Below are 17,863 nucleotides of genomic sequence, written 5' to 3'. Positions count from 1 at the left end.
AACCCCAGGTATAAACCTGGGGTTTTTTTTGGTCTCAGGCTTCTCGCCCTGCGCGATTGCCGGCGGCGATGGCACCTTCGATATACCCCAGGCTCTGGCAGTCACCAATGCTGACCACCTTCAACCCGGCGCTGCTCAGTGCATCGCTCAGGCGGGTATCAGGCGTCGCACCACTGGCCAGTACCACCGAGTCCCCACGCACCTCGGCAGCTTCACCTTCGGCTGTCTGATAACGCACACGGTTACCGTCGATGGCGGTAACGTTCACCCCGGTCAGCAGCTGCCCACCGTGCACACGGATGCCATGCAGCACCCGCCAACGCCGCACAATCGCCAGTTCCCGGCCCAGGTGGCCACTGCTTTCCAGCACACAGACCTGGCGCCCACGGGCAATCAGAAACTCCGCCAGTTCCAGCCCCACCAGCCCACCACCGACAATGATCACGCGCTTGCCCAGGGGCATCCACACGCGTGACAGCTTTTGCATGGCTTCGGTGCTGTCGGTGACGCCGATCAGGTTGCCGGCCTTCATCAGGGTACGTTGCGTCAGCGACAGCTTGCGCCGGGCAATCTCTTCGGCGCGGTCGCCGGTCATCAGCCGGCGCAGTTCATCACCGCTCCACACATGATCCTGCTCGGCGCCGGGGATGTCCGGCGCGGCGCGCTGTGCGCCGGTGGCAACAATCACCTGATCGACACCCAGGTCGCGCAGCAAGGCTGCATCCACAGTACTGCCCATGCGTACATCGATGGGCAGTTGCCGCACCTGGTACAGCAGGTTGTCGAGCAGGCGTCCGTTCTCGGGGTAGGCGAGGGCCGCAAAGAACAGCGTGCCGCCCAGGCGGTCACTGCGCTCAAGCAGCGTCACACGATGGCCACGCAAGGCCGCCACGCGCGCGGCTTCCAGGCCCGCCGGGCCACCCCCGATCACCGCAACATGTTGCGCGGCTGCCACTGGCGTGATGATGCGCTCGCTTTCATGGCCGGTTTGCGGGTTGACCGCGCACTTGACCCGCTCGTTGATGAAGATCTGGCTGACGCACACATAGCAGTAAATGCACGGTCGAACGGCCTGCAGCTGCCCGGCCTGCAGTTTGTTCGGCAATTGTGGGTCGGCCAGCAGCTTGCGGCCCATGGCAATGAAATCGCACTGGCCGGCAGCAATCGCGGCGTCGCCCGTTTCAGGTTCGATACGCCCAACGGCAATCACCGGAATGCTCACGCACTGCTTGATGGCCGCTGTCCATTCGAGAAAAGCCGCGGGCTTTTGCACCAGCGGCGCTTCGGTAAAGGCCACGCCGCTACTGGTCATGGCATAGGCCGAGACACTGACCGCATCGGCGCCGGCGTCTTCAGCCAGCCGGGCAATCGCCTTGGCATCGTCGATCGTGATGCCACCGGGGGTGAGTAGTTCTTCGGCATCCAGCCGCAACCACACGCCAAAGCCGGCGCCAACCCGCGCGCGGATGGCGGCCAGTACCTCAAGCAGCAAGCGCGCACGGTTTTCCACCGCGCCACCGTAGGCATCTTCACGGCGGTTGTAATACGGCGATAGAAAGCCTGCGATGATGTAGTTGTGCGCAGCATGGATTTCCACGCCATCGAACCCGGCGCGCTGCGCACGCACGGCGGCGGCGGCGAACCATTCGACCATCTGTGCGATGTCATCCTGGTCCATCACCCGCATCTCGATCCCGCCTTTGCGGCCGCGTACGGCGCTGACAAAGGAGGCGAGTTCTTCCGGGGTCAAGGCCTGCATCATGTCGGAGGTACTGGCCGGGGGCAACGACGGCACCCACAGCGGGCGGCCCGCCGCCATGTCTCGTATGGCGTTCTTGCCGGCGTGCTGCAACTGCATGGCGATTTTTGCGCCGTGCTTGTGCACGCGTTCAGCCAGTTGGGCAAGGCCCGGGATGAATTCATCAGAAGACACACCGACCTGGTAAGGTTCGGCGGTACCGGCGGGGAAGGCGACGGCGCACACGCCCATGATCAACAGCCCGGCACCGCCTTCGGCACGTGCTTCGTAGTAGGCCTGGATACGTTCGCCGCAGTGCCCGTCGGCTTCGGCGAAGTTGGAGCCCATGGGCGCCATGATGATGCGATTACGCAGTTGAAGGGGGCCGATGCGGCCAGGCTCAAGCAAGTGGGAGAGTTTTGTCATTGTTATGTCAGCCCTTGGTAGAAGCCAGTCGATACGACAGCGGCCAGGTTGCTGCTGTCGCAAGGTACGTTGCGTACGACGACTAGGCTTGGCGCAGGAACTCGAGGCAGGAACGGTTGAACAACTCACGGTGCTCCACCTGAACCCAGTGTCCACAGCGGTTGAGCAGAATAAAGCGGGCGTCAGGGGCGTTGTCGAGCACTTTCATCGCGCCACCGACCGGGTTGAAGTTGTCGTTGGTGCCCCAGAACCCCAAAATCGGGACGCGCAGCTCTTCCAGGCGCTCGGTCATGTTCGGCACCATCATGGTCGAGAACAGGCAGTGCGGCTGGTATTTGGCCACGGCCACGCGTTCGGCCAGCAGGCTGTCGGGCAGTTGCGAGGCATCGAACAGTTGCAGGCTCATGATCTGGCGCATTTTGTCGATGTCGAGCGGGCCGGCATTGAACAGTTCGACCATGCGCTGAATGCCGATCTTCTTGAAGTAGGTTTCGCGTTCCTCGACACCGCCCGGGGCCATCAGGATCAGCTTGTCGAGCAATTGCGGTTCGGCCAGCCCCAGGCCAATGGCGATGGCGCCCCCCAGCGAGTTGCCGAGCAGGGTGCAGCGTTGCACTTCAAGGGCCTTGAGCAAGCCGGACACGGCGTTGACGAAGAAATCCAGGTTGTACTGGACGTTGTCAGGTTTGTCCGAACGGCCGAAGCCAGGCAGGTCGATCACCAGGTTACGAAAGCCGGCCGCGACGAAGTCGGGGTAGTTGCCCTTGAAGTTGCTGTAGCCACTGGCGCCCGGGCCACTGCCATGCAACCACACCACGACGGGGCCGCTGCCTTCGTCGAGGTAATGCAGGCGCAGGCCGTTGTCGAGGGTGACGAAGTGGCCGATAGGCAACGGTAGGTCTTGTTCTGACATCTTCGAATCTCCATTGATCAGGCAGTTACGGCATTTTCAGGGGTGGCAGTCGGTGCAGCCGATCGCTGCAGTTGAGCGCGGTAGCGGGGCAGGGCCATGCCCAGGAATACGGTGGAGAGCATGAGCATCGAAATGGAGGTGGCCAGGGCGTAGCGCAGCGCTTCGGTGCCGAGGGACGGGGCAAACAGGTCGCTGAGTACCCCGATCAACAGTGGGCCGACGCCGACGCCCAGCAGGGTCATGGCCATGACGAAGATTGCAGTGGCCTGGGCCAGGCGCGCAGCCGGGAACAGATGCGTGACGGCGCCCAGGCAAGGGGTCGCCCACCAGGTACCAAAGAAGGCAAAGCCTGCATAGAACAGGAACGCGGTCGGTACCGGGGTGCTGCCCAGATGGAACAGAATGCCGGTTGGCCAGAGGAAGTACGCCAAGCCGAACGGGATACTGGCCAGGGTGGCAAGCAGCGGTACGCCGATCTGCCAGCCGGCATCACGACGGGCCATGCGGTCAGAAATGATGCCGCAGGCCAGGGTGCCGAAGGTGGCGCCGCTGCCGCCCACCACGCCGACCAGAAAGCCCGCATCCTGCAGGTTCAAGCCGTGGGAGCGGATCAGGAAACTCGGGCTCCAGGTGCCAATCGCATAGCCGGCGATGGCGCTGGACGCACCGGTCAGCACCAGCCACAGGAACGACGGGGTTTCCATCAGCTTGGTTACCGTCTTCGCCCAGCCTTCCTGAATCACTTCGACCTTGGTCTGCATTTCGCTGGCAATTGCCGGCGCACGAACCGTGAGCCACAGCAACAGCCCCAGCAGGATGCCCGGTACGCCAATGATCAGAAACGCCGAACGCCAGCCGTAATGCTGGGCGATCCAGCCACCGAAACCGAGGCCGAATATGGCGCCGAAGCTTGAGCCGAGCATCAGGATAGACAAGGCGGTGGAGCGGTTTTTTGCCGGGTAAAGCTGCGAAATCATCGCCACCGAAGGGGCCGTGCCGCCAGCCTCACCCACCGCCACGCCGATCCGCGCCAATACCAGCAGCCAGAAACTGGTAGCCAGGCCGCAGGCCATGGTCATCACACTCCAGGCAATGCAGCAGGCGGCAATCACCGGCTTCGGCCCGATACGGTCGGACAGCCGGCCCAGGGGGAAGCCGAACAGGGTATAGAACACCGCGAAGGTCACCCCCGAGAGCAGGCCGATGCCCGTGTCGGAAATGCCGAACTCCGCCTTGACCGGCTCGATCAGGATCGCCATCAACTGCCGGTCGATGTAGTTGAAGATGTAAATCACGGCCAGCACGAACAGTGCGTAGTGGCTACGCCAGGTAACGGGGTTGGAAGAGTTCACGACGGGTGCTCCCGGTTTTGTTCTAGTGAGCAGGAGCGTGGCGCCGATCACGCTCGGGCACATCGTCCATTCAGACCACTTGCTTGCGGCACATCGGGCAAGCGCGGCTGCGTAGTCTTATCGGACGATGTTGCGGTTTTGTACAGGGTTAATGATTCGTCCCGTGCTCGATCATCCAGCGTGTTGTGCAGGTGATCGGGGAAGCCAAGGCTTGCGGGAGATCAACGATGAAGTTAGCGAACAAAGTGGCCCTGATCACCGGCGCCGGGCAAGGCATGGGGCGGGCGATTGCCCGGCGCTTTGCCGAGGCCGGCGCACGGGTGGTAGCGGCCGACATCAACCTGCAGGCTGCCGAACAGACGATCGAAGGGCTCGGTGAGCACGCCCTGGCGTTGGCGTGCAACGTCGCCGACGGCGACTCGGTGGCGGCGGCGATGCACAAGCTGGAAGCCCGTTTCGGCGGTCTCGACATCCTGGTCAACAACGCCGGTGTCGGCTCGGTCGACGCCTTTGTCGACACCCCGGACGCGCATTGGCAGCGGGTCATTGGCGTGAACCTCACGGGCACGTTCCTGTGCAGCCGTGAAGCCGTGCGGCTGATGCAGAAGCACGCCATCCAGGGCGTGGTGATCAATATCTCCAGCACCGCCGCGATGACCGGCGAAGGCCCAAGCCATTACTGCGCGGCCAAAGCCGGCGTCATGGGGCTGACGCGCAGCATGGCGCGGGAGCTGGCCGCCAGTGGCATCCGCGTCAACACCCTGGTGCCCGGCCCGACCAACACCCCGATGATGGCCGACATCCCCGAGGAGTGGCTGCAGGGCATGCTCAAGGCAATCCCCCTGGGCCGTATGGGCGAGGTCGATGAGATCGCCCGCGCCGCCGTGTTTCTGGCCAGTTCCGACGCCAGCTTCATCACCGGTCAGAACCTCGCCGTCAACGGCGGCATGGCCTTCATTTGAACCGGGAGCAGGCAATGAGCAGACGACTGCAAGGCAAAATCGCATTTATTACCGGTGCCAGCTCCGGGATCGGTGCCGCCACCGCGCAACGCTTTGCCCAGGAGGGCGCCTCCGTGGTGCTCTGCGGGCGTAACCAGGCGCCATTGGAAGCCGTGGCCAGCGCCATTCGCGAAGCCGGTGGCAAGGCCCATTGGCAGGTCGCCGATGTCAGCGACGAGCAGGCCTTTGTCGGCGCAATCGAAGCCGCGGCGCAGCAGCATGGCCGCCTGGACATCCTGGTCAACAACGCCATGGCCTACACCTGGGGTGCCATCGACAGCACCAGCACCGATGACTGGCACGCCAACTTCAGCACCACCGTAGACGGCACGTTCTGGGGCACACGCACGGCCATGGCGCTGATGAAAGCCCAGGGCGGCGGCGCCATCGTCAACATCGCCTCGATCTGCGGGTTGTTCGGTACGCCCTGGATGGCCGGCTACTCGGCAGCCAAGGCCGCGGTGATCAACTTCAGCCGCGCCGCAGCGAGCGAAGGGGCGGCCAACAGGATTCGCTGCAACGTGGTGGTCCCGGGCGTCATCGAAACCCCGGCAACTGCGGGCATGCTGGCCGACGCCAAGGCCCGTGGCAATACCGAGAAACTGATCCCGCTGCGCCGTATCGGCCAGGCGCAGGAGGTGGCCAACGCGATTCTGTTTCTGGCCAGCGACGAAGCGTCTTACATCACCGGTGCGTGTGTGCCGGTGGACGGTGGGCGCAGCTCGGAACTCTACACGGTGCTGGAGTGATGAGCATGGAGCCGAACACCTTGTTGGCACGCATCGACCGGCTTGAGTCGATTGAGGAAATCCGTCAACTGGCGGCCAAGTACTCGCTGTCGCTGGACATGCGCGACCTTGATGCCCACGTCAATCTGTTTGCCGAGGACATCCGCGTTGGCCGCGAAAAGACCGGCCGCGCGCACCTCAAAGCGTGGGTCGATGCCACCTTGCGCGATCAGTTCAGCGGTACCTCGCATCACCTGGGCCAGCACATCATCGAACTGCTTGATGCCGACAATGCCGTTGGCGTGGTGTATTCCAAGAACGAGCATGAGACCGGCCCCGAGTGGGTGACCATGCAAATGCTCTATTGGGATGACTACCAGCGCATCGATGGCCGTTGGTACTTCCGTCGCCGCCTGCCGTGCTACTGGTACGCCAGCGACCTCAACAAGCCGCCAATCGGCGAGCGAAAAATGCGCTGGCCAGGGCGTGAGCCCTATGCCGGCAGCTTCCACGACCTGTTCCCGTCCTGGGCCGAGTTCTGGGCCCGGCGCCCGGACAAGGAGCAACTGCCCGACGTCGCCCCGGCCGCGCCCCTGGAACACTTTCTAGCCACCCTGCGACGCGGTGCTGCGGCACCGAAGATTCGTGTGCGCTGAGGAATCACGATGAGCATCTTGTTTGAACCCCTGCGCCTGGGCGAGCTGGAACTGGGCAACCGCATTGTCATGGCGCCGATGACCCGCAGCCGCGCCAGCGCACAGGCGGTGCCGACGGCTGAAATGGTCGACTACTACCGCCAGCGTGCCAGTGCCGGGCTGATCATTGCCGAGGGCACAGCGCCGTCTGCCGAGGGGCTGGGCTATTGCCGCACGCCGGCCATCTACGACAGCGCGCAGATCGAGGGCTGGCGCCAGATCACCCGCGCGGTCAGTAATGCCGGCGGGCGCATGGTGTTGCAACTGATGCACGTGGGCCGCGCCGCCAGTTGGCAGAACAAACCGGCCGGGGCGCGGACCGTGGCCCCCTCGGCGATCCGTGCCCGCACCCAGGTGTTCTGCGACGGGGCTGGCCTGGTCGATACCGATGAGCCCCAGGCGTTGAGCCTGGAGGACATCGACAACGTGATCGAGCAATACCGGCGCGCAGCCCTGAACGCCCGCGAAGCCGGCTTCGAAGGGGTCGAGCTGCATTGCACCAGTGGTTACCTGCCGATGCAGTTCATGGCGTCCGGCAGCAACCAGCGCAGTGATGGCTATGGCGGCGCGGTAGCCAACCGCGTGCGGTTTCCGGCCCAGGTGCTGACCGCGATGGCGGCGGCGATCGGCCCGGGGCGTGTGGGTTTTCGCCTGTGCCCGGGTAACCCTTACAACGACATCAGCGACGCTGACCCGGCCGCCACTGCACAAGGCTTGTGCGAGCAGGTCGAGCCGCTTGGCCTGGCGTACCTGCACATCATGCGCTCGCCGCTGGCCGCACTGGATGCCTTTGCCTTGGCCCGCAGCCATAGCAGCAGCGGGCTGATCCTCAATGACGGCTTCGACGGGCCTTCGGCCGCTGCGGCAATAGAAGCCGGGCAGGGCGCCGCGGTGTCGTTTGCCCGCCACTTTATCGGCAACCCGGACCTGGTCCAGCGCCTGCGCGCCGGCCTGCCGCTGGCCGGCTTCGACCGCAAGACACTTTATACGAAAGGCTCGCCTGGCTATTCGGACTATCCGACCCACGCCCAGGCGACTGCATGAACAGCCGGTTTTATCGGAGGTAGGGATGAACAATTTCAATAACAACGCAAGCCTGCTGTCCAGTGTCGATCGCGGGGTTGTGCCGCGCGAACAAACCCAGGCCATCCTTGATCGCCGGGCCGAAGCCGCCGCGCGGATCAAACCTGCGGATCGCTACACCCTGGCCGATCGCCTCGAAGAACAGGCGCAGCGTCACGGCGAGCGGCCTTTCGTCATTTATGCCGATCAGCGCTTGAGCTACGCCCAGGTCAACGCCCGGGCCGACCAGCTGGCCCACGTTTTTTATGCCCGTGGCCTGCGCCCAGGTGATGTCTGCGCGCTGGCCATGGAGAACCGCCCGGCGTTTTTCTGCTGCTGGTTCGGCCTGGTCAAGCTCGGTGTGGTGGTGGGCTTCGTCAATACCCAGGTCAGTGGCCGGCCGCTGGTGCACGCGCTGGAGGCCATCGAGGCCAAGGCAATGCTGGTCGGCGAGGAAGTGCTGGGCAACGTGCTCACCACCGAAGGCCTGCCGCCGCTGCCGCTGTGGCTGGTCGAAGATGCCGAGCAGCCGTGGGCCGGGGCGATGCCTGCACAGGTCGACACCGGCCTGGCCGACGCATTGGCCAATGCCCCGTGCACGCCATTCCCGCGTGACCTGCGTGCCGACCTGCGCGCCGAGTCGCCGAGCCTGCTGATTTTTACCTCCGGCACCACCGGTTTGCCGAAAGCGGCGCGTTACAGCCACATGCGCTGGATGTCCACGGGCGACATCATGGAAGTCACCCTGCAGACCACGCCAAGCGACGTGTTTTATTGCTGCCTGCCGCTGTACCACGGCGCAGCGGCCACTTCAGTGACGTCAACCGCGCTGAAAACCGGCGCGGCGATCGTGGTGCGGCGCAAGTTCAGTGTCCGCGAATTCTGGAAAGACGTGCGTGAGCACCAGATCAGCGTGTTCCAGTACATCGGCGAGATCTGCCGCTACCTGCTCAACCAGCCCGAGGCGGCCGGCGAACGCGAGCATGGCCTGCGCTGCATGCTGGGCGCTGGGTTGACGCGTGAAACCTGGCAGAACTGGGTGCAGCGTTTCGGGCCGATCCAGGTGTTCGAGGGCTGGGGTTCTACCGAGTCCAATACCAATGTGGTCAACGTCGACAACTACCTGGGCGCCTGCGGGCGCATACCGTTCTGGGACAAGAGCAACCTGCGCCTGGTGCGCTATGACGTTGAAACCGACAGCCACCCACGCGACGAGCAGGGCTTTTACCAGCTCTGCGAAGTGGGTGAAGTGGGTGAAGCCCTGGGCTTGATCATCGACCACCCGCAGATCGGCGGCGGCCGCTTCGAGGGTTACACCTCGGCCGACGCAACCGACAGCAAGATCCGTCGCAATGTCTTGCGCCAAGGTGATGCCTATTGGAGTTCGGGTGACCTGCTGCGTTTTGACGAAGACGGCTACCTGTACTTCATCGACCGCATCGGCGACACCTTCCGCTGGAAGAGCGAGAACGTTTCGACCCTGGAGGTGGCGGCTGCACTGGGCGATTTTGCCGGGCTTGAGCTGATCAACATCTACGGTGTGCAGGTGCCTGGGCAAGAGGGACGCGCCGGCATGGCGGCGGTACTGATGCAGCCAGGGCAGCCTTTTGACCCCGAAGCGTTCTATGCGCTGACCGAAGCGCGTTTGCCACGCTATGCGGCGCCGGTATTCGTGCGGGTGTCGGCAGCGGCCGACCTGACCAGCACCTTCAAATTGCGCAAGGTCGACCTGCAGCGCCAGGGTTATGCGCCGACGGCGTTCAGCGACCCGCTGTTCATCCGTGACGAAAGCAGCCGCAGCTATGTGCCGTACAGCACGCAGGTGCTGGGGCGCATTGGCCTGGCCGCTTTTGCGGGTGACGTCAGTGAGTAGCCTGGATGCCCAGGGGCACGAATGGCGCTCAGGCCTGCGCTTCCCCTGGCCGCAGCCACCGGCCAATGGCGAGGTTCAGCAGGTCGCCGAAGGGCTCTTCTGGCTGCGTATGCCGCTGCCGTTCGGGCTTGACCACATCAACCTGTACCTGCTGCGCCACGGCGAGGGCTGGGTGGCGGTCGATACCGGGCTCAACAACACCCAGACCCGCGACATCTGGGAAGCGCTGTTTGCCACGGTATTGGGTGGTTTGCCGCTGGTGGCGGTGGTCTGCACGCACTTTCACTCGGACCATGTCGGGGTGCTCGGCTGGTTGACCGAGCGCTTCCGCTGCCCGGTGTTCATGAGCGCCAGTGAATATCAGGCCATGCATCAGCTCGGCGCGCCGGGCGACACCGGCACGAGCTGGGCGTTTTACCAGCATTACCAGCGCGCAGGCTTCAACCAGGAGCAGACCGCCGCGTTGTTCCCGCTGCTGGGCTCCGCGCACTTTCGGCCAGAGGTGCCGACCAGCTTCCGGCGCCTGAGCGAGGGCACCCAGCTGACGATAGGCGGGCGCCGTTGGCAGGTCCTGATTGGCCGCGGCCATTCGCCGGAGCATGCCTGCCTGTACTGCGCAGAGGACGGCCTGTTGATTTCCGGTGACCAGGTGCTGCCGCGCATCACCTCCAGTGTCTGCGTGCAGGTCACCGAGCCCGATGCCGACCCGCTGCGCGACTGGCTGGACTCGGTCGAGCGCTTGCGGGAGGTGCCCGACAGCGTGCTGGTGCTGCCGGCGCATGAACGGCCGTTTTACAACCTGCATCTACGCCTTGATCAACTGCGCGCGCACCACCAGGGGCATTTGCAGCAACTGTTGGCCGCCTGCACCGCGCCGCGCAGTGCCGTAGATCTGATGGCCGAGCTGTTTCCGAAGGTGAAGGGGCGCTTCGATGAATTGATGGCAATTGGCGAGACCCTGGCGCATGTCAATCACCTGATTGCGCAAGGGCAACTGGTGCGTGAAGAAACAGCCGGCGTGTTCCGTTACGGGCGCACGCCCGAGGGTGTCATCGCTCAGTCGGTGCTAGGGCAGCTCTGAGCGGGCTGAGGGTAACGAGTGGTGTTCTTGCACTTTTGCGCGACCGTCAGGTCGTTAATCGGAGAGGCAGTGTGACTAATAAAAACAACAAATATGGTGCTGGCCCAGCTGTATCGGGTTTCGAATTATCGGGCCTGGTGGTGGCAATCGCACTGGTGTCCACCCCCGCGTGGTCCGGTGAAACCATCGAGTTCGACAACGGCACGACAATCGACTGGACGGTGACCACCAGCTACGGCCTGGGGGTTCGCCTGTCGAACCCGTCAAGCAAGCTGTTGACACCCAACGCCGATGATGGCGACCGCAACTTCGACAAGGGCAGCCTGGTGACCAACCGTATTGGTGCCCTGGCCGAGATGATCGTGCGCAAGGACAACTACGGCGGGGTGCTGCGCGCCAGTACCTTCTACGATGATGTCTACCATCGGTCCAACGACAACGACTCACCGGGCACGGTCAACAAGGCCGGCGACCACAACGAGTTCACCAGCGACACCAAGTACTACAGCGGCGGGCGCAGCAAGTTCCTCGATGCTTATGTGTTCAGCGGCTGGCGCTTCGACAATGGCTCGATGCTCGACGTCAAGGCCGGGCGCCATATCGAGTCGTGGGGTGAAAGCTTGTTCTACCCCGGCGTCAGCGGTGTCCAGAACCCGTCCGATGCGGTCAAGGCCGCGCAGCCAGGGGTCGAGGTCAAGGAAGTGCTGTTGCCGGTCGGGCAGGTGTCGGCGTCGTATCGCTTGAACCCGCAGTGGACCTTGGGCGCTTACGTGCAATATGAATGGATGGGCACGGAACTGCCACCGGTGGGCAGCTACCTGTCCACCAGCGATGTGGTCGGGCCAGGGCGTGAATTTATCATCGGGGCCAATGGTTCGCGGATCAACTACCAGGGTACCGATGAACCGCGTGACAGCGGCCAGTGGGGGGCGCAGGTACGCTTTCGACCCGTGCCCGCCCTGGAACTGTCACTGTTTCATGTCAATTATCATGACAAGAACCCAGCCACTGCCCTGGTGGGTTACCGGGCCGTCCCGGCCGGGCCAGGCGTGTTCTTCGGGACGCCGGATGGCTACCGCATTACCTACTTTGAAGACATCAAGCTGACCGGGATCAGTGCCTCGACCAAAATCGGCGAGACCCAGATCGGTGGCGAGTGGTCGTATCGCGACGGTGCCCCTGTGATGGTCAACACCGGGCTTGGCCCGACGCCTGCGCGCGGCAAGGGCCAGCAAATGCAGCTGTCGGCAATCCGTATTCTGGGTGACCGGCCTTGGGCGAGCCAGACCTCGCTCACCGCCGAGATCGTGCATATACGTGTCGACAGCGTTGATGAAGCCTCGGCGGCGCCGAACCTGCAGGGCCTTGGCAACAGCCTGATTCCGTCCATGCGCCCGCTGGTGCAACCGTCTGACGACTACACCTACAAGACCTCGACGGGCTGGCGCAGCAAGACCGCCAGTGCCTACACCCTGGGTGCGTCGTTCAGCTACCCGGGCGTGTTCGAAGGCTGGGACCTTGAAGTGCCGGTGAACTTCTCCAACGTGTTCAGTGGTGCCACGCCGATGGCCGGGACCATTTCCGGGTTGCAAGGTGATCGCCGGTTGAGCATGGGCGCCACGTTCAAGTACCTGGGCAACCTGGAAGTCGCCCTGCGGGTCACTGGCTACCTGGGCGATGCAGACCCGGTCAAGCGCCTGCTGGCAGACCGCGACTACGGTACATTCTCGGTCAAATACAGCTTCTGATCAGCGCGCGGGCGCCAGGGTTGGGTCAAGCCTGGCGCCGGCCCCTGTTCTAGTCTCTGTATGAAAAGTCTTGAGACGAAGGTCAGGCAAGGCGAAAACAGCCGAGGAACGGTCGGAGTCGCGCTCGACTTTACGGGTTGTAAATGAGCATTCCGAGGCTGTTTTCAACGCAGCATCACCGAGTATCAAGGCTTTACATACAGAGACTAGTCAAAATGGACGATCACTCGCCACGGCACCTGTGGCATGGTCGCAAGACAAAAAACCTCAAGCACACAGCCTTCGAGTGGGGGATACATGGGTCTTAAAGGTCATGCGGCGATTGTCGGCGCCGCGCAATACAAACCCGAGAAATACGCCACAGCGCCACGAATGTTCCATCTGGAGCAAGTCGCCGACCTGGCGGCGCAAGCGCTGCGTGACGCCGGCTTGCGTGCCGCAGACCTCGATGGCCTGGTGATCAATGGCCCGCACTTCCACGAAGCTTCGGTGTTCGTACCGGCCATGGCCGCCGAATACCTGGGTTTGTCTGTCAATTTCGCCGAAGTGGTCGACCTGGGTGGGTGTACCGCAGTGGGCATGGTCTGGCGCGCCGCCGCGGCGATCGAACTGGGCCTGTGCCAGGCGGTGCTGTGTGTGATGCCGGCCCGCCTGGCGCCGATGGGCCCCGACGAAGATCCCGGGGCAATGGCCCGCGCCATGCGTTACGGCGGTCACAGCACCGCCTTCGGCGCGCCGGAGGCGGAGTTCGATCTGCCTTACGGCCACATGGGCCAGAACACCGGCTACGCCATGATCGCCCAACGCTATGCCGCGCAGTACGGTTACGACCCGGTGGCCATGGCCAAGATTGCCGTCGATCAGCGCACCAATGCCTTGGCCAACCCCCAGGCGATGTTCCATGGCCAGCCGTTGACGATCGAGCAGGTGCTGGCGAGCAAGCGCGTGGCTGACCCGTTGCACGTACTGGAGATTGTCATGCCGGTGGCCGGTGGCGCGGCCTTGATCATTGCCTCCAAGGAAGTGGCCGCACGTGCACGCAAGCGCCCGGCATTCATCACAGGCTTCGGTGAGCACCTGGCGTTCAAGTCGCCTTCGTATGCCCAGGACATGCTCAACACCCCGATTGGCCCTGCTTCGCGCCGTGCCTTCGAGATGGCCGGGCTCAAACCGGGCGATGTCGATGCGGCGCAGATCTATGACTGTTACACCATTACCGCTTTGCTGACCCTGGAGGACGCCGGCTTCTGTGCCAAGGGGCAGGGCATGCAGTTTGTTCGCGAGCATGACCTGACCTGGCGCGGCGATTTCCCGATGAACACCCACGGTGGCCAGCTCAGTTTCGGCCAGGCCGGCGCTGCCGGGGGAATGTCACAGGTGATCGAGGCTGTCACGCAGATCAGCGGTGAGGCGGGTGAGCGCCAGCTTGAACGCTGCGACGCTGTCTACGTCTCGGGTACCGGTGGCGTGATGAGTGAGCAGGCCGCGTTGATACTTCAGGGAGCATGACCCGCATGTCGAACAATAAGCCAATGCCGGTGCCGACTGAGATTTCTGCGCCGTTCTGGGAAGGGCTGAAGGCACAGCGCCTGCTGATACAACAGTGCAACGCCTGTGAACACTGGGTGTTCTACCCGCGCAGGCACTGCCCGCAGTGCCTGGCCCATGACCTGAGCTGGCGCGAAGTCAGCGGGGGCGCCAGCCTGTACAGCTTCACCGTGGCACGCATTGCCACGTTGCCGGATTTCGCCGACGAAATGCCGCAAAAGCTGGCCGTCATCGAGCTGGACGAGGGCGTGCGAATCAACACCACCCTGGTGGGGCTTGAAGAGGATCAGATCCGCATCGGCATGCGGCTCAAACCGGTGTTTGCCGAAGTTGACGCCAAGGGTACGCGGTTACTGCGCTTTACCGGCCCGGACCAGGACAGCACGGCGCTGCAGCGCTACAACGGTGCGCCTCAGGCGCAAACCCAGGAGCAGGGTGAAGCAGCACCTGTACGCCTGATCGCCATGGATGATGACGTGGCGCTGCAGAGCCTGGTCAGCGAAACCTTCAGCGCCTGGAGCAACGAGATTGTCATCGATCAAGCCCTGATCGATGCCTTTGCCGCGCTGTCGGGTGATGACTACTGGATTCACACCGATCCGCAGCGTGCGCGCAAGGACAGCCCATTTGGTGGGACCATTGCCCACGGCGCGCTGGTGCAGGTGTTGCAGTCCCGGCTGAAGCTGGCGCTGGGTTATGAAATTACCGGCTTCAGCACCATGGTCAACTACGGCTCCGACCGCCTGCGCTTCCCGGCGCCGGTGCCGGCCGGCTCGCGGGTTCATGCACGCGCCAGGGTCAAGCAGGTGGCGCGGGTCAAGCGCGGCACCCAGTTGACCCTGGAGGTGAATACCCACGTCGTCGGCAGTGATCGCCCCTCGGTCATCAACGACCTGGTGATCCTGTACATGTAAGCCCCCCGGTGGGCACAAGCTTGCCCTGCGATGCGATGTGCCTGGCGCATCGCTGTCGCGGGGCAAGCCTGTTTTCACCGTCTGCATTTCAGTATTCCCGATAGATCAACTGCTTAGTCTCAACGGACGATGAGCACCAGGCCCGCCCTCAGCACAATGAAGACCAACAAAGGTCCAGTCATTGAGGAGCAGGGCATGATGGATATTCGGGGGCTGAGCTACTTCGTCGCTCAAATCGAAAACCTCAGTCAGTGGCAACGTTATGCCGAAGACGTACTGGGCATGATGGTGGTGCCCGCGCCCGGTGGCGGACTGTACGTGAAGATGGACGAGCGGCCGTTTCGCATGCTCATCGTCGAAGGTGCCGACGCGGGCTACCTGGCCTCTGGCTGGGAGCTGGCCAGCGAGCGCGCGTTCAACGCCGCCTTGCAGGCCCTGGAGCAGAACGGCGTGCGCTGGGAAGCAGGCACTGCCGCCGAGATCGAGCAGCGTGGCGTACAGGCACTGGTCAGTGTGCTGGACCCCTCCGGCAACCGCCACGAGTTGAGCTGGGGGCACCGTTCCGACTGCCTGCCCTTCGTTTCGCCGCAAGGCGTGCCGGGCTTTGTCACCGGCGACATGGGCCTGGGCCACACCGTGCTGCCGGCCCCGGACTTTGACGCGACCCTGGCCTTCGTCAAAAACGTGCTGGGTTTCGAGCTGTCGGACATCTTCAACTTTCGCCCCGACCCGGCAGCGCCGCCGATCCGCATTCACTTCCTGCATTGCCGCAACAGCCGCCACCACTCGCTGGCGCTGGCGGAGTTCGCGGTGCCTTCAGGCTGCGTGCACGTGATGGTGGAGGTGGGCTCGATGACCGAAGTGGGCCGTGCCCATGACCGGCGCCTGGCCCACCAGGTGCCGCTGTCGGCCACCCTCGGCCAGCACCTCAATGACCAGATGACCTCGTTTTACATGAAGACCCCGTCCGGCTTCGACCTGGAGTACGGCTACGGCGGCCTGCAAGTGGACTGGGCTGAGCATTCGGCCTTCGAATTTACCCGGGTAAGCCTGTGGGGGCATGACTTTTCCGTCGGCCAACAGCAAGGAGATGTGCAATGAACAAGCAAATGACGGCGGCCGATGCCGTGGCGCACCTGCGCGATGGCATGACCATCGGCTTCGGCGGCTGGGGGCCACGGCGCAAGCCGATGGCGGTTGTCCGCGAGATTCTGCGTTCCCCCGTCAAGGACCTGACCGTGGTCGCCTACGGCGGACCTGAGGTGGGCATGCTGTGCGCGGCGGGCAAGGTCAAAAAGCTGGTGTTCGGCTTTGCCACCCTCGACGCCATCCCGCTGGAGCCCTACTACCGCAAAGCCCGCGAAGCCGGTGGGCTGGAGTTGCTTGAGGTGGATGAGGGCATGTTCCAGTGGGGCCTGCGCGCAGCGGCCATGCGCTTGCCGTTTCTGCCGACCCGCTGCGGCCTGGCCACCGATGTCACACGGCTGAACCCAGAACTTAAAACCATTCAGTCGCCGTATGACGACGGCGAAGTGCTGCTGGCCATGCCCGCCCTGAACCTGGACGTGGCGTTTGTCCACGTCAACGTCGCCGACCGCCTGGGCAACACCCTGGTGACCGGCCCGGACCCGTATTTCGACCACCTGTTCGCCCGCGCTGCCCAGCAGTGCTTCGTGTCTTGCGAGCAATTGCACGAACGACTGGAACTGACCACCGAGCAGGCACGCTGCAACACCTTCGAACGTTACCTGGTCAGCGGCGTGATCCATGCACCGTTCGGCGCCCACCCCACCGCCTGCCAGCCCGAGTATGGCTGGGACCTGAGCCACCTCAAGCGCTATGCCGCCAGTGCCGGTGAAGAGGGCGGCTGGCAGGCCTATGTGGAGCAGTACGTGGCGGCCGGTGAGCGGGCTTATCAAGCGCAGAACGGCGGTACCGAACGCATGGGCTCCCTGGCCCTGCCAGTGTTCTGAGGAGGATGAAAATGTCGACTACCTGTGAATTTACCCTCGCGGAACTGATGATTGTCGCGGCCAGCGAAGCCTGGCGTGACAACGGCGAGTTGATCGCCTCGGGCCTGGGCGTGATCCCGCGTCTGGGCGCCAGCCTGGCCAAGCTCAGCCACAGCCCGCAACTGCTGATGACCGACAGCGAGGCCTACCTGGTCGAAGAGCCGATCCCGCTGGGGCCGCGTGGCGATCATGTGCCGAAATATTCCGGTTCGCTGACCTTCGAACGGGTGTTCGAGTGCGTCTGGGGTGGCCGCCGTCACGCCATGATCGGCCCGACGCAGATCGACCGCTGGGGCCAGAGCAACCTTTCCTGCGTGGGCGACTACCACAAGCCGAAGGCCGCAATGCTGGGTGTGCGCGGCTTGCCCGGCAACAGCATCAACCACATCAACTCGTTCTTTGTGCCCAGCCATAACACCCGCGTGTTCGTCAGCGGCGAAGTGGACATGGTCTCCGGCGTCGGGTTCAAGGCCGACCGCTGGCCACAAGGGGTACGCCGTGACCTGATGGACATCCGCCTGATCGTCACCGACTTGTGTGTGATGGATTTCGACGGCCCGGACCGCGCGGTTCAGGTGCGCAGCTTGCACCCGGGGATCAGCTTTGAGCAGGTGCAGGAAAACACCGGTTTCCCGTTGCTCAAGTCAGCGTCGCTGAAAGAAACCGTACACCCGACGCCTGAGCAACTGGCCCTGATCCGTCGGCTCGACCCCCATGATCTGCGCAGTTCGGCGATCAAGGGCAACCCGGCTGGCATTCGCGTGGCGTAAGG

Annotated in this window: 15 protein-coding genes; 12 read left to right on the top strand and 3 right to left on the bottom strand. The window is 63.7% G+C overall.

The window, feature by feature from the left end; all coding sequences use genetic code 11:
* Positions 1-34 precede the first annotated feature (34 nt).
* From AK81_RS14650 to AK81_RS14640, 3 genes are all read right to left on the bottom strand, one after another.
* Positions 35-2,164 carry an FAD-dependent oxidoreductase gene (locus AK81_RS14650; RefSeq protein ID WP_043199990.1) on the bottom strand — a complete coding sequence of 710 codons (2,130 nt, stop codon included), beginning with the start codon at positions 2,162-2,164 and terminating at the stop codon, positions 35-37.
* A gap of 82 nt (positions 2,165-2,246) precedes the next feature.
* Complete coding sequence (locus AK81_RS14645; RefSeq protein ID WP_016486835.1) at positions 2,247-3,077, bottom strand: alpha/beta fold hydrolase; 831 nt, start codon at positions 3,075-3,077, stop codon at positions 2,247-2,249.
* Positions 3,078-3,094: 17 nt separating this feature from the next.
* Positions 3,095-4,429 carry a spinster family MFS transporter gene (locus AK81_RS14640; protein WP_043199989.1) on the bottom strand — a complete coding sequence of 445 codons (1,335 nt, stop codon included), beginning with the start codon at positions 4,427-4,429 and terminating at the stop codon, positions 3,095-3,097.
* A 227-nt stretch (positions 4,430-4,656) separates the two neighbouring features.
* Between AK81_RS14640 and AK81_RS14635 the strand changes: the two genes are divergently transcribed.
* The 12 genes from AK81_RS14635 (at position 4,657) to AK81_RS14580 (ending at position 17,861) form a co-directional block, all read left to right on the top strand.
* Positions 4,657-5,391, top strand: a complete 735-nt coding sequence (locus AK81_RS14635; protein WP_043199988.1) for an SDR family NAD(P)-dependent oxidoreductase — start codon at positions 4,657-4,659, stop codon at positions 5,389-5,391.
* Between the two features lie 14 nt (positions 5,392-5,405).
* Entirely contained in the window at positions 5,406-6,179 is a 774-nt protein-coding gene (locus AK81_RS14630) for an SDR family NAD(P)-dependent oxidoreductase (RefSeq protein WP_043199987.1), read from the top strand.
* A gap of 5 nt (positions 6,180-6,184) precedes the next feature.
* On the top strand, positions 6,185-6,814 hold the full coding sequence (locus AK81_RS14625; RefSeq protein ID WP_016486839.1) for a nuclear transport factor 2 family protein: 630 nt from the start codon (positions 6,185-6,187) through the stop codon (positions 6,812-6,814).
* Between the two features lie 9 nt (positions 6,815-6,823).
* Positions 6,824-7,897, top strand: a complete 1,074-nt coding sequence (locus AK81_RS14620; protein ID WP_043199984.1) for an alkene reductase — start codon at positions 6,824-6,826, stop codon at positions 7,895-7,897.
* A gap of 25 nt (positions 7,898-7,922) precedes the next feature.
* Positions 7,923-9,788: a long-chain-acyl-CoA synthetase gene (locus AK81_RS14615; protein ID WP_043199982.1), complete on the top strand. Its 1,866-nt coding sequence runs from the start codon at positions 7,923-7,925 to the stop codon at positions 9,786-9,788.
* Positions 9,781-10,869 (top strand): MBL fold metallo-hydrolase, encoded by a 1,089-nt coding sequence (locus AK81_RS14610; RefSeq protein WP_043199980.1) that lies wholly within the window; start codon positions 9,781-9,783, stop codon positions 10,867-10,869. The genes AK81_RS14615 and AK81_RS14610 overlap by 8 nt, the downstream gene beginning before the upstream one ends.
* A 71-nt stretch (positions 10,870-10,940) precedes the next feature.
* Entirely contained in the window at positions 10,941-12,617 is a 1,677-nt protein-coding gene (locus AK81_RS14605) for a DUF1302 domain-containing protein (RefSeq protein WP_043199979.1), read from the top strand.
* 297 nt (positions 12,618-12,914) lie between these two features.
* The gene (locus AK81_RS14600) at positions 12,915-14,126 is read left to right on the top strand and encodes a thiolase family protein (protein WP_043199978.1); all 1,212 of its coding nucleotides are present in this window, start codon (positions 12,915-12,917) and stop codon (positions 14,124-14,126) included.
* Positions 14,127-14,131: 5 nt separating this feature from the next.
* Positions 14,132-15,079, top strand: coding sequence for an OB-fold domain-containing protein (locus AK81_RS14595; RefSeq protein ID WP_043200078.1), 948 nt, complete (start codon positions 14,132-14,134; stop codon positions 15,077-15,079).
* A gap of 195 nt (positions 15,080-15,274) precedes the next feature.
* A complete protein-coding gene (locus AK81_RS14590; protein WP_043200077.1) occupies positions 15,275-16,180 on the top strand; it encodes a VOC family protein in 906 nt (301 codons plus the stop codon).
* Positions 16,177-17,052, top strand: coding sequence for a CoA transferase subunit A (locus AK81_RS14585; RefSeq protein ID WP_043199977.1), 876 nt, complete (start codon positions 16,177-16,179; stop codon positions 17,050-17,052). The genes AK81_RS14590 and AK81_RS14585 overlap by 4 nt, the downstream gene beginning before the upstream one ends.
* 11 nt (positions 17,053-17,063) lie before the next feature.
* The gene (locus tag AK81_RS14580) at positions 17,064-17,861 is read left to right on the top strand and encodes a CoA-transferase subunit beta (protein WP_043199976.1); all 798 of its coding nucleotides are present in this window, start codon (positions 17,064-17,066) and stop codon (positions 17,859-17,861) included.
* Positions 17,862-17,863 lie beyond the last annotated feature (2 nt).

This window comes from Pseudomonas putida W15Oct28 (assembly GCF_000708715.2).
Taxonomy (GTDB): domain Bacteria; phylum Pseudomonadota; class Gammaproteobacteria; order Pseudomonadales; family Pseudomonadaceae; genus Aquipseudomonas; species Aquipseudomonas putida_R.
The sequence above is the reverse complement of the archived record's forward strand: the minus strand, read 5'-3'. Positions and strand labels throughout refer to the sequence as shown.